The following is a 13,258-nucleotide window of genomic DNA, read 5'->3' on the forward strand; positions in this document are numbered from 1 at the left end:
ACTCGGCTTTTTTAGATAGAAGAGGTGGCTGTGGCGGTACGTTGTAGGGAGCCTGAGTTTGCTAACATAAAATGAGCAAGCTCTGACGTGATGCGCTCATGAGCCGCTACGTCTTTAATTAGTGCAACGACAGCTCTTGCCAGTTCATCCACATCTTTCACAATTTCGATGAGGTTGTTCTGCTTCATTTCATGTACGATCTCTTTGAAATTAAAGAAGCTTGGACCACTGATAATAGGGACGCCTAAAGCTGCTGGCTCTAATACATTGTGTCCACCAACCTTATCTCCAACCAAGCTGCCACCCATAAAGCAGATATCTGCAGCCCCTAACAATAGAAGCATTTCTCCCATTGTATCGCCGAGATAGACTTGAGTTGAATTAGCCACGTTCTCTTGTGTGGTTCTACGTACGGTTTCAAAGCCTTGCTGTTGACAGAGATCGTACATATCATCAAAACGTTCTGGGTGACGAGGTACAAGGATCAAAAGTGCATCTGGGTGTGACTCTAACACTCTTTTATGTGCTGCCAAGACTTGCTCGTCTTCGCCCTTATGAGTACTTGCAGCAATCCACACAGGGCGATTTTGACCTAGCTCTTGCCTTAGTATTTTGCTCTTTTCTTTCACGTCATCCGAGATTTGAATATCAAACTTAATAGAGCCAGTGACTTTCAGTTTGTCTTTATCAACCCCCAGTCGTTCAAAACGGTTTGCGTCTGACTCTGTCTGACAAAGAACCTGAGTTAGGCATGGTAATATCAGGTTAAACAAAGGCTGAACTTTGGCGTAGTTGCTACATGATTTCTCCGATAAGCGGGCATTGACCACGCTGATAGGAATACCGGATTTATGGACCTCGTTTAACGTATTTGGCCACAGCTCCGTCTCGATGATCAGCATTTGCTTCGGTTGTGTTGTCTTCAGGAAGCGTTTTACCGCAAAGGCGAAGTCAATTGGCATATAGCGGTGCTCAACTAAATCACCCAGCTTAGCAATCTGTTCCGCTCCGGTACTCGTCGTGGTCGTAACCAGAATAGGCTGATCAGGGTTTTGCTCTTTAAGCGCCTTAATAAAAGGCGTAGCAGCAATGCTTTCGCCGACAGAGACTGCATGTATCCAAATCGGCTTTTCGTCGCTTGTTAATTTCGGAGTAATACCAAAGTGCTCTTTCCAACGTTGACCAAATTTGGGTTTGTTTGGCTTACTTTTGTATAAGCCAAACAATAGGAAAGGCGATGCGATTGTGAGCAAGAGAGTATAGAGAATACGAATTAACATGAGCCAACAGCGATCGCTTCTAGTTTTTGAATACTATCCAAAACTTGCTTTGGCGATAACTCAGTTAAGCACTTCAAATGCTTAAACTGACACTCGCGCTTAAAGCATGGACGGCAGTCAATGTCCGTATGAACAATCTCTACCTTCTCTGCAAGTGGTGGCGTGTATTTCGGTGAGGTGGAGCCATAGACCGCCACGACATTACAGCCAACGGCCGCTGCCACGTGCATCAGACCTGAGTCGTTCGCAACAACGGTCTGGCAAGCCGCCAGAAGATCAACCGCTTCAATCAGGCTTGTTTGCCCTGCTAGAACGTGAATCTGATGCTGATGTTCTTGAGGTACTAATTGCTTGATGTTGTTGCAGGTTTCGAGATCTTTTTGAGAGCCAAACAGCCATACCTGATGCCCTGATTTCGCCATTTGAATTGCCACTTCTGCATAGTGCGCTTCGGGCCATTTTTTCGCGGGACCGAATTCTGCTCCTGGGCATAGACCAACAACAGGAGATTCTTGGTTGAGATTAAACTTAGAAATCGTAGCGCTTTGTTCTTGTTTATCAATAAACAGGCTAGGGCGAGGCAATGTTTCTAAGCCGCCCAGAGAAGAAGAGTCGATCATCTTCGCTTGTGAATAGGCTAATGCAACATAGCGCTCAACCATAAACTGGAAAGATTTCATATTTGGACGCAAGTCATTGAGTAGACCGTAGCGCATTTCACCTTTCCAACCAGTGCGAAGTGGGATATTAGCAAACCAAGGAATCAGTGCTGACTTTGCAGACTTCGGTAGGATGTAGGCGCGGTCGTACTGTTTTTCTCGTAGTGATTTACCAATTTCTCGACGACCCAATAAGTTGAACTCACCATGACCAATAGGCATTTCAATGGCTTGGTGGATCTCTGGCATGCGCTCAAGAATTGGTTTACACCAACCTGGTGCAATTACATCAATTTGGCTTTCTGGATGAAGTTGCTTTAAAACGATGTACAGTGACTGTGACATCACCATATCACCAACCCAAGACGGTCCGATGATGAGTATTTTCATGCTTTGTTCTTCCAGTACATAAACTTAAGAATGGATTCGTAGGTTCTGAAGAGTTCTGCGTAGATCTTATTAGGTACGGTCATCTTCGACTTGTCTTTTCTTTTAGCGCCAATCGTTGAAGCGATTTGAGCTCTAGTGAAAAGATCTGGGGCAACACTGTAAGTCTGAACATTATGACGCCATGGTTTTTCCATGTAGTCATCTACCGGTTCGATAAACTCTTGAGCATGCTTAACAAACTTAGAGGCTGCTTTCGGTGTGACAATATAAGCGGTGGTACCACAAGTCCCAGCAGAGTAGCCTCCTAGCATATGACTATCATCAATCGGTATGATTGGAGTGAATGCGCGCTTCTGAGTGGCAGACAGCTTGATGTAGTCATAAGTAGAAGTCAGCGGAAGGGTATGCGCGAGTACTTGCTTTAACCCTTCTACAGGGTCGACGTTATCTTCTAAGATAATGATCGGTTCATCGAGCTCAGTACAGCGGACCCACAACTCGTAATGGCTTGAGAAGCAGGCGACTTCACTGGTTTTTAATTGATACCCTTTGCGGCGCTGAGTAATGGTTGGACGGCTTTTTTCTGAATGAAGAAAACCGTCAATAGAACCATCTACGGCATCAAAAAATTCAAACTCAATGCCCTGTTGTTTTAACTTTTCTTCAATACGTTCTCGGCGATCCAGTGATCTAGCCAAGCTTACGACAAATACTTTCACTGCACTTTCCAGTCGCTGTTATATCTTGGTTTAAACAAATTGTAATAATTATTGCCATCTTCTTGAGAGTGTAAAAGCTGCAACACCCACATGTATTGTTCAGGCTTATTTGCTACAAAGTACTCAATCGCTTGGTTACAAGTGCGAGCATCTTGTTCTTCGCCCTTGTCTAATTCAAACGCCGGTAAGATTTCGATATCAAACGTACCATCTTCTGTATTCATAGAAGCAAACATAGGTAACACTTTAGCGCGTGATAGTTTGGCAATTTTACCTAAGCCTGGGAGCGTTGCTTTTCTGGTTGCAAAGAAATCGACAAAAACGCTGTGTTCAGGACCATGATCCTGATCGGGTAAGTAATAGCCAATGTAACCGTCACGAACTGATTTCAAAAACGGCTTAACACCACCAGAGCGTTCATAAACGCGACCGCCATATTGCACGCGTTGTTCGTGCATTAGCCAATCTGCCACTTCATTTTTCTGCTTTTTTGCCATCGCAGAGACGGGCATTCCCATCGAAGCAAGTAACACCGCAGGAATATCAATCGCCCATGAGTGTGGAACCATCAAAATGACTTTCTCATCATTGTCGATGTGTTTTTGAAGGATGTCTAAACCTCGGATCTGGCAACGCTGCTGTAACCATTTAGATGAACGTAAGCTAAGTAAGCTGAAACGGAAAAAGAACAATGCTGCGGTATAAAGCGTTTTTTCAATCAGTGCTTCGCGCTCTTCAAATGATTTCTCTGGGAAGCACAGCTCAAAGTTGACTCGAGCTCGGTGAGCCGGACCTTTGTGCGATTTAGCCAGTTTCTTCGCGATGGTTTTTGCTAGCCATTTTTGAACCCCTAAAGGTAGTAAAGCAAGCGGCAAAGAAAGGACAACGCCTATCCACGTACCCCAATACTTCGGCGCTAAAAAGTGGCGCTCAAATTCAGGGTTATAAGCTTTAGGATCGAAATCATCACGTTGATTAGTCATGAAGTTTTAAGTACCTATATTTTTGAAGAAAGGCGATTGGGGGTCTGTAGAAATGATACTAGTAATCGTATCAGAGTAAAGGTGGTAGAGAGTTAACTACCACCTTTGAAGGGAATTAACGGTTTTGAATCGCTAGGTATTCAGCAACACCTTCTGCTACCGTTTTGAATTCTACATCACAACCAGCTGCACGAAGCTTAGTTAGGTCCGCTTGAGTGAATTCTTGGTAAGCGCCTTTTAGGTGATCAGGGAACGGAATGGTTTGGATTTCACCTTTGTTGTGGTGTTTGACCACTGCTTTTGCCACTTCTTCAAAAGATTCTGCACGCCCAGTACCGCAGTTGAAGATGCCAGAAACACCATTTTCTAGGAACCAAAGGTTAACTTTGCACACATCACCAACGTAAACGAAGTCGCGTTTGAATGATTCGCTGCCTGCAAATAATTTAGGGTTTTCACCTGCATTGATTTGGTTATTTAGGTGGAAGGCTACCGATGCCATGCTACCTTTGTGATCTTCACGTGGACCGTACACATTGAAGTAGCGGAAACCAGTGATTTGAGAAAGCTGTTCACCATGCTCTTGGGCATCTTGCCATAAGCGACGCACATAGTTATCAAATTGCTGTTTTGAGTAACCGTATACATTAAGTGCGCCTTCGTATTCACGTTCTTCAACAAACGTTTCTGTCTCGCCGTATGTTGCTGCTGATGACGCGTACAGGAATGGAATTTCACGATCTAGACAGTAATGAAGCAACTCTTTTGAGTACTCATAGTTGTTTAGCATCATGTATTTGCCGTCCCACTCGGTTGTCGCAGAACAAGCGCCTTCATGGAAGATGGCTTCGATAGGACCGAAGTCGTCACCTGCCATGATTTGAGTAAGGAAGTCATCACGATCCATGTAATCTGTGATATCAAGATCAACTAAGTTTTTAAACTTCTTGCCATTTTTTAGGTTGTCGACAACCAGAATATCGTTAATACCTGCTTCGTTCAGTGCTTTAACAATGTTGCTGCCGATCATGCCAGCACCACCAGTTACGATGATCATAAGACTTCCACCATAGATTAAAATTTTCTCAGGAATTCTAGCAAGAAACAGAAATTAGCGCTATTGGAAGGAAAAGAAAGGTAAAGAGCGCTTGGGTATAAACAAAAGGGAGCCGAAGCTCCCTTAAATAGTGTTGTTATTCAGCGTTTGACGCGTTTGACGCGTTTGGTCTTTGGTACCAAGGATTACGTTCATCAGTCAGTTCAATCAAGCTGTACTTACGACCTAGCTTCTGACCACCATCGCGAGTCAGTGGCTGCCAGCTAAAGAACGCGCGGTTGTTGCTTGGTTTCACTGTCATGATGTCGAATGGAATTGAAATGTAGAAGCCTTTAGTAAAGCTACCTTCACCGAATTCGTCAGCCGACAAATCACTGATTGATGCGAATGCACCAGCAATGACACCACTCTTGAACTGTTTAGATACATTCACTTGTGTACCGATATCACCCGCAAGGAACTGACCAACATCAACTTGAATCATCAAATCTTGTAGGAAATCCCATTGAGGGTAGTAATAACCCGACACAAAACCAGTAAAGCCTTTGTCTACAACTTGGAACGGACGCCCATATTCTGGAACGTATTGCCATTTCTCATCGTATACACCGAAGTAGCTTTGTGGGTCACGTTGAGAGATCAAGTTTACATCTGCACCGATCGCCCAATTTGCGCCTTTCGGTCGGTACAGGAATTCGGTACCCACACCCGCAAACATACTTTCTAGATAACCAGCGTAGAACTGTTGGTCCATGGTATCTGAGTACTCTTGGAACCAAGTTAACTGCAGGTTGGACATGGTTACCGCGTGTTCATTTTGATAAGCACGGAACATGGTACGTACCCGAGGAATCGAAGTGCCATCCGGTGGGGTGACGTAGTTAAACTTGTCGTAGTTGTTGTACCAATCCCAGTATAGCGAGCCACCAATTTCTAGGTTATCTGTCAGCCAGTAAGAGGCGCTGCCACTTAAACCGACACTGAACAGATAGAACTCTTCTGGGTTGCCTAAGGTCTGAGCCAGTTTTGGTGAGAAGCCCCAATCAAAGCGCTCAAAACCGTCGTAAGCAGGCTCACCTTGCGGTTTATCGCTTGAGGTTGATGTTGCATCTTCGATATTTGGATTGATGTAGTTAACTTCTGCAAAGTCACGGTATTTCTCTTTGGAGATAACCGTTTGATCGCCGATCAGGCCACGACTGCGTTCATTGATAGTAAAGGTATCAATGTTGTCTGGCATTTCGTTGTAAAGGACTGCCGCTGCTTTTTCATGCGCCTCGTTGCGGTCGCGATACTTCTTCTGCTCGCCGACAACCGAAACGGTATTGTCTTCAACATAGAGTTGGGTATTTTGGTAGCCAGCAATTTTATCCAGCTCCTCAGTAACACGTTCCCAATCTACATCAGACAGTTGCTCTGGTTGCTTGTCTTCAACTTCTGGTGTTGGTGTATCACGCCAGAACGACGGCATATCATTGAAGTTTGTGTAAAGGCTTACGCCTGCCACTAACGTATCGCCTCGCTCGTAGCTCAAGCGCAAATCTGCCATATGTCCTAAGCGATACAAAACACCAAAGTTCCAAGGCGTATGAGGTGTCATGTCTACACCACCACGTACTACAGGGAAATCTTCGCTGTAATCGTTGCTGTCGTATTCAAGCTTAAATCGTAGCGGGGCATGCAAAGTTTGATACTCGACACCACCAAAGAGTGCAGCAGGACCTTTGAACCAGCGTTCAAAATCCACACTACCGCCATTACCTTTAAAGTCTGAAGGGCGTACACAGAAACTATCGGACAGCTTACAAGCTGGGTTGCTGATGTTGTCGCGCGTGCCTAAATAGCCCCAGCCCATACCTAAAGTGAAATCAAAGGTACCAAGGTTTGGGTTAGAGTAACGCTTTGTCGCAGCAACAAACTCACCATCAAAAAGACCAGTGCCTGCAAAGTCACGCACACCCACAGAAAGCTCTGGCAAGTACTCTGACTCTTGCAAAAGTCGAACTTTAAAATCGATGCCTTTGTCAGTGTATTTGGTATCACCTGAGAAGCTTGGATCATCACTATAAAAGAGATCATTCACCATGGTGTAGCGAATCGTCGTTTCTAACCAGGGCATGACTTGCAGTGTGACGTTATAGAAAAGGTACTCATCGCTGCCAGTAACAGCAAAGTTAAACTCGCCTTCAGGCGCCATACGACCTGTTGGCATCTGCATTAAGCCAACACCACCAAAGTCCATTTGTGATGGTTGCAATGGCGGCACTTCAAAAGGTATGTCTTGAGCCCACACCAACGCTGGACCCATTAAAGAAAGGGATAAACTGGTTCTGATCAGGTTCATGTTTAGTTCTTCGATGAGGTTGGTTTACGTTGTGCAAGCAGAGCGACAATGTCTTTATCCATTTGTGATTTTTCGAACTCATCAAATGGGATATACACAATGGTAAGTGGCGGCAAGTAATATTGAGTGGTTAACCAACTGCCATGGTGAGGATGAACAACCTTACCGTCCGGGTAAATTAGGATTGGCGGATAGGCGAGCTCACCAATGTCACTTGAACCTAGATTCTCGACCTGTTCATGCAGAGCGATGCCCGCTTGGTTTTCTACCGCGTAGACTTTTTCTAAGTTACCCACATACAACACTTTCTCTTTGCGTTTTGGTGCACTTAACGCAAGTTGACCTTGTAAAAGAGGGTTATCAAATTTATCCAGACGGATGCGATCAACATCAATGGCCGACAGCACGCGAGGTGCAAACTGGCTTCGTTGGATAAACTTGTAAAATGGGTGCGCAACTAAATTATGTTGAATCATTTGGTTCAACACCGAATTTTTTAAGGCAGTACTTCTTTGCACTGCAGTTTCGGAATTATCAAATAGAGTCACAGCTAAAGGGTATTGTAGGGCGATTTGTTGTTCTTGTGCATGCTTAAGTACGCTCTCTAAACGCGCCGCTTGTTGGAACTGCAATGCTTTGCCCGTTCCGACAAGTTCAACATTAAGCGGTGAAGAGGGGTGGTTTTGAGCTTGAACAGTAGTAGGTGTCGCCAGAATCGTTGCCGTTAAACTTAGGCTTAATAAAGATAGCAGTCGCTTATTCATGATTTGCTGTACCCTTTCAGAATCGTCAATTCAACGGGCACCATGTTTGGACCTAAGTGTTGACGTGTTTTCACTACTTCTCCTTTACCGTTTACCCAGTATTGGTTCTCTACACTTTTTTCTAAGCTGGTAAACGTTACAACCTCGCTATAAACATCAGTAGAGGTAGATGAAATAGGGGTGATGACGGTTTCTTTACCTTGACGAGAACGCTGGACTTTAGCCGGGAATCCATAACGGTATTTGTCAGACCAATCGTAAGAAAGAGAATATTGTGCAGAGGGCGCTGAGTAGGCAGGAACGTTGCCATAAATGCCTGCTAGATTGGTGGTTTGCAAGCCAATAGTTTTAACGATATGACCGTTTTCTGTTACCACCATTGCCTTGTCTGCACTTACCCACTTTAACTGGGTATTGCCAGTTAGTGGGTTTTGCTCAGCAAAGGCTAATACCACAAAGACCTGTTTTTGGTCACCAATTTTTAAGTAAGCACTGGCATAAGGAACCGCTTCAATTTCTTCTGGAGTTAGCTCGACATCGATGTAGTTGCCATAAGCTTCTTGGACCGTAGCGGATACGTCATTAAATTTTTGTGTACAGCCAAAGATTGAGCTCAGTAAAGGTAGGGCAATCAATAAGCGCATCCATTTTAGCGATAGAAAGGTGTTCATCATTCCCTCATTACAAATAAAATCGCCCTGAATAGATCAGGGCGATTGTTTCCATATCTACAAAACTAAAAAATTATTTAGTTACTGAAGTAGAAGTAGAAGTAGACGTTGAAGTTGAATCGCTGTCTGACGCTGCAACTGCTACTACAGTTACTGCTGCTGCTGCACCTACTGCTACTGCAGTTGTGCCAGTTGCAGATGCTGCCGCTGTGCCTGCTGTACCAGCTTCAGTCGCTGCAAATGCAGTTGATGCGCTTAGAGCCATAAGAATAGCTAGAGCTGTGTTCTTCATTATTAATCCTTGTATTTCAGATTTTAAAACATCGATGTTTGGTCTGTTTATCACACACCATTTCTCATTTTAGTTAAAAAACAATCAGCATGTAAATAGTTTCCTATGCGAATTTACCTAACGCTAAAGAAAGATCGTGGAAGAATAGAGGGTTGCTTAGGTGTGATTATCGTATTTAATAAAAATACTTAAGTTGAAGTCACCTCAGCGTTCACGCAAACGTTCACGATATTTTATTCAACGCGACCCTTTGTATGTCTTGTTTTAAGTCGCTGGCTGCCAATGATTTTCTCATCTGTGAGAATTTGCTAACCATAAACCGAACTCTTAGAAGTCCCTCCCTCTTGCCGTTTTGCGCTAATCCATGCATAATTTGCCAGCTTTTGTGTAGCGTTTAGCAAGACTGTTTTTTTGAACGACTAGTCGCAAAAGTGAGGCTTAAAAAGAATAGTTATATCAATAAACCGAATGAATCGGAAATCAGCGAACAGTGGCTAACGCGTAATGCCGCCGGGCGGTAGCGTGGAAACGCACAAACGAAATTGACAAAAGTTAACAGACATTCACTGCGCGCGTCATTCATAATGTGCAGCGGTCAGTCGACACCCAAGGAACACTTACGTGATTAATAAACGACCATGGCTAGGGGCGTTGAGTGCAATCAGCTTAGGCTTGTGCTCATTTTCTGCCTCAGCAGATTTTTATGCTGGTGCGTTAGTCAGTTACTCTAACGCCGAATTTCATCATTCCTCTTCTTCAGTAACCGAGGGAAACCCTTTCCTTCTTCAAGCGCAAGCTGGTTACTTTTTCAATGATTACCTCGCTTTTGAAGCGCGTTACGGAACCTCTGTACAACGAGACAGCGGACTGGCAGTAGACAGCCTCGCGAGTGGTTTTATCAAGTTGAACATGCCTGTCTCCGAACGTATCGCCCTTTACGGACTTGCCGGTTATTCGAGCGTTCAGATCGACCAACAGAATGTAGGCTCAAATAAAGATCAAGGTTTTAGCTTTGGTTTAGGGATGCATTACGCTTTAGACAAGCAGAATGCGGTTGTCTTTGAGTTTGTTGACAGTACATCTGAAGATCAGGTTCGCTTGAACGCACTTACTCTTGGCTTTCAACACCGATTTTAATTAAAGACCTAGCGCCTAGTTTTGTGGCTAGGATTTTTAACTCCTGACTTTAAATAGCGAATTATCATGCTCAAAGGATATTTCTCGATAGGTGCTTGCATTCTGGCAAGCCTATTTGCGCCGCTTACCAATGCGCAGACTCCAACCCCAGAACAAATTCAGATGTTTCAGAACTTACCTGCTGACCAGCAACAAGCACTGGCGAGTAAGTATGGTATCTCTATTCCATCCGGCGCTTCGTCTCAGCCAAGCAGTTACCAAAATCCTCAAGTGGTTGAACAACGTCCGGTTGCTAGCAGCGCGACTGAAGCAAAAGTAAACGACGCCGAAAAAGACGAGCAAGGTCTAAAGCGTTTTGGTTTAGATTTGTTTGCAGGTTCACCTACGACGTTTGCACCAATCAGTGATGTGCCTGTTCCGGCTGACTACACGGTAGGAGCTGGTGATGAAATCGTTATCCAACTGTTTGGTAAAGAGAACACGACGCATCGCCTTCGTGTTAATCGCGCTGGTATCATTAATTTCCCTTCTCTTGGTCCTGTTCAAGTGGCAGGCATGACATTCTCTGATGTGCGTGATTCTTTAAATCAGCGTGTAAAAGAGCAAATGATCGGGGTTCGCAGTGATATTTCGTTGGGCGAAATGCGCACCATGCAAGTGTTTGTGATGGGTGATGCGTACAAGCCTGGCGCTTACACGGTGAGCGCCCTAACTACGATCTCTCAAGCTATTTATTACAGTGGTGGTTTTAGTGAGAGTGGTGCCCTTCGTAACGTGCAACTTAAGCGCAATGGTCAGGTTATTCGTAAACTTGATATGTACGACCTGTTACTTAAAGGTGATGCGCGTAACGACATTCGCTTATTACCAGGAGACGTGGTCTTCATCGGTGCATTGGGCAACACGATTTCGATTGATGGTGAAGTAAACCGTCCGGCAATCTATGAAATCAAACCAGGTGAAACCTATAAGCAAGCCATTCAAATGGCTGGCGGTTTTACGGCTAACGCTTATAGCGATCAAATCGAAGTGAAGCGTTATGCAGCTAAAGGTGCTCGCGATGCCTTAACACTGAACTTTAGCCAGTCACATGACCAACAAACTAAAGTCAAAGATGGTGATGCGGTTAATGTGCTTAAGAAAAATGAAGAACTGACCCGTTACGTACAAATTGAAGGTGATGTTCGTCATCCGGGTTATATTGAATGGAAGAGCGGTCTGCGAATCGCAGATTTATTCCAATCTGTTGATACCTCGTTTAATTCTACTGCAGATGTAAGCTATGCCGTTGTTGTGCGTGAGATTAACCCTCAACGCGATATCGAGGTTTACCAAGTTAGCCTCGCTAATGCGATTCTTTCTCCAACGAGTAAGGATAACTTGAAGCTCAACTCTCGCGATCGAGTCTTGGTATTTAACCGCTTCAATAACGAAGATTTGGATACATTAGCGGATCAAGAAACCGTTACCAAAGCGAAAACCTTAGAGCAAGCTCAACTTCAAGCACAACAAGAGCAGTTAAAAGAGCAAGAAGTTATGAGCTCGTCAGTGGCTGTTTCTTCTGCAGCGCCACTAGAAAAAGATTCAAAGCAACCAAAGATTGTGTTCCGTGGTAAAGAAATCACTAAAGACGACTTTGAAGCATTAAAACAAAACACACGAAGAACCTTGCTTGCTCCTGTATTGCTGCAACTTCAACAGCAGTCGCGTTTGGGTTTGGCTCCACAAATTGCAGAGGTCTTCGGTGAGGTAAAGCACCCTGGGCGTTACCCAATTACCCCACGTATGACGATTTCTACCTTAGTTGAAGCTGCGGGTGGCTTAACTTATAACGCATTTACCATCAACGCCGAGTTAGCTCGCACAGTGATCAACAGTAAAGATGAGCGTGCTTCTATTGATGTTGAGCGTATTGATTTGCGCCAAGCCATCAAGGGCAGTACCGCTGACGATGCCATTATTGTTGGCAGAGACCGTTTGAATATTCTTGAGAAGCCAAACGTCAAATTGCAAAGCACAGTGACACTGCAAGGTGAAGTGCGCTTCCCTGGTACTTACACAGTTCGCCAAGGTGAAACCTTAGGTGAATTGTTAGAGCGTGCAGGTGGTCTTACCGAATTTGCACATCCACAAGGGGCTATCTTTACTCGTGAGGCTTTGCGCCTTCAAGAGCAAAAGCTACTAAACCAATATGCTGCAGATATGCGAGCAGAAACGGCGAAGAAAACCTTCCGCGCAGACAGCAATATGGGTTCGGTGATCTCTGACCCAGATAAAACACTGAAGTTTGTTGAAGAGGCAAGTCGTAGCAAAGCTCTTGGTCGTATGGTCGTACAGCTTAATCGTATCCTTAAAGCCGAGCGTTCTGCGGACTTTATGTTAGAAGATGGTGACTTCCTATTTGTACCGACCTTCCGCAACACGGTTTCGATAATGGGTGAAGTTCAAGTTCCAATTACATATCTGCTGGATAACAAGCTAGATGTGGATGATTACTTGAACAAAGCCGGCGGTGCGAAAAAACAAGCAGATGAAGACCGTATCTTCGTTGTGCGCGCAGACGGCTCAGTTTACAAACCAGCATCAGGCTACTGGTTTGGTAATAATCATGAAGAGCTAAAAGCTGGCGATACGATTGTTGTGCCAATTGATACTGATTACCGTGATGCGTTAAGCACCTGGACGGCTGCTACGCAGATCCTTTACCAAACGGGTGTAGCGATCAACGCGTTGAAGTAACGAACGACAGGTCATTCCAATCAGCTTAAAACAAGATTAGAAATACAATAATAGTAAGAGCTTATGTAACGATTGAAGTTACATAAGCTCAATTTTATGAACATTATTAATCAAAACGGCAAATACTACTCTGAACACCAATAGTGGCATTATTCAGCCGTAGCCCGTCATTCCAGCGAGCCGAAGCGAGACTAGGAATCTTGTCACAGCGCGGTTGTGTTTT

The 13,258-nt window shown here is 44.4% G+C and carries 11 protein-coding genes; 2 read left to right on the forward strand and 9 right to left on the reverse strand.

Features of this window, described 5'->3' with window-relative positions:
- Nucleotides 1-11 precede the first annotated feature (11 nt).
- From waaA to ABMY42_RS15960, 9 genes are all read right to left on the reverse strand, one after another.
- Nucleotides 12-1,280, reverse strand: coding sequence for a lipid IV(A) 3-deoxy-D-manno-octulosonic acid transferase (gene waaA, locus ABMY42_RS15920; RefSeq protein ID WP_349266537.1), 1,269 nt, complete (start codon nt 1,278-1,280; stop codon nt 12-14).
- Complete coding sequence (gene waaF / locus ABMY42_RS15925; RefSeq protein ID WP_349266538.1) at nt 1,274-2,329, reverse strand: lipopolysaccharide heptosyltransferase II; 1,056 nt, start codon at nt 2,327-2,329, stop codon at nt 1,274-1,276. The genes waaA and waaF overlap by 7 nt, the downstream gene beginning before the upstream one ends.
- The gene (locus ABMY42_RS15930; RefSeq protein ID WP_049534432.1) at nt 2,326-3,048 is read right to left on the reverse strand and encodes a glycosyltransferase family 25 protein; all 723 of its coding nucleotides are present in this window, start codon (nt 3,046-3,048) and stop codon (nt 2,326-2,328) included. The genes waaF and ABMY42_RS15930 overlap by 4 nt, the downstream gene beginning before the upstream one ends.
- Nucleotides 3,045-4,031: a lauroyl-Kdo(2)-lipid IV(A) myristoyltransferase gene (gene lpxM, locus ABMY42_RS15935; protein ID WP_005434372.1), complete on the reverse strand. Its 987-nt coding sequence runs from the start codon at nt 4,029-4,031 to the stop codon at nt 3,045-3,047. Before lpxM ends, ABMY42_RS15930 begins: the two co-directional genes overlap by 4 nt.
- 115 nt (nt 4,032-4,146) lie before the next feature.
- On the reverse strand, nt 4,147-5,088 hold the full coding sequence (gene rfaD / locus ABMY42_RS15940) for an ADP-glyceromanno-heptose 6-epimerase (RefSeq protein ID WP_005449311.1): 942 nt from the start codon (nt 5,086-5,088) through the stop codon (nt 4,147-4,149).
- Between the two features lie 136 nt (nt 5,089-5,224).
- On the reverse strand, nt 5,225-7,432 hold the full coding sequence (locus ABMY42_RS15945) for a YjbH domain-containing protein (RefSeq protein WP_349266539.1): 2,208 nt from the start codon (nt 7,430-7,432) through the stop codon (nt 5,225-5,227).
- 2 nt (nt 7,433-7,434) lie between these two features.
- Entirely contained in the window at nt 7,435-8,196 is a 762-nt protein-coding gene (locus ABMY42_RS15950) for a YjbG polysaccharide synthesis-related protein (protein ID WP_349266540.1), read from the reverse strand.
- Nucleotides 8,193-8,867 carry a YjbF family lipoprotein gene (locus ABMY42_RS15955; RefSeq protein WP_025634059.1) on the reverse strand — a complete coding sequence of 225 codons (675 nt, stop codon included), beginning with the start codon at nt 8,865-8,867 and terminating at the stop codon, nt 8,193-8,195. Before ABMY42_RS15955 ends, ABMY42_RS15950 begins: the two co-directional genes overlap by 4 nt.
- 73 nt (nt 8,868-8,940) lie before the next feature.
- Nucleotides 8,941-9,159, reverse strand: coding sequence for a hypothetical protein (locus ABMY42_RS15960; RefSeq protein ID WP_009698932.1), 219 nt, complete (start codon nt 9,157-9,159; stop codon nt 8,941-8,943).
- A 621-nt stretch (nt 9,160-9,780) separates the two neighbouring features.
- Here ABMY42_RS15960 and ABMY42_RS15965 point away from each other — a divergent pair.
- Both ABMY42_RS15965 and ABMY42_RS15970 read left to right on the forward strand, forming a co-directional pair.
- On the forward strand, nt 9,781-10,296 hold the full coding sequence (locus ABMY42_RS15965) for a porin family protein (protein ID WP_005489430.1): 516 nt from the start codon (nt 9,781-9,783) through the stop codon (nt 10,294-10,296).
- 66 nt (nt 10,297-10,362) lie between these two features.
- A complete protein-coding gene (locus ABMY42_RS15970; protein WP_349266541.1) occupies nt 10,363-13,035 on the forward strand; it encodes an SLBB domain-containing protein in 2,673 nt (890 codons plus the stop codon).
- The last annotated feature ends 223 nt before the right edge of the window (nt 13,036-13,258 follow it).

This window comes from Vibrio sp. SSH13-20 (assembly GCF_040104475.1).
In the GTDB taxonomy this organism is placed as follows: domain Bacteria; phylum Pseudomonadota; class Gammaproteobacteria; order Enterobacterales; family Vibrionaceae; genus Vibrio; species Vibrio harveyi.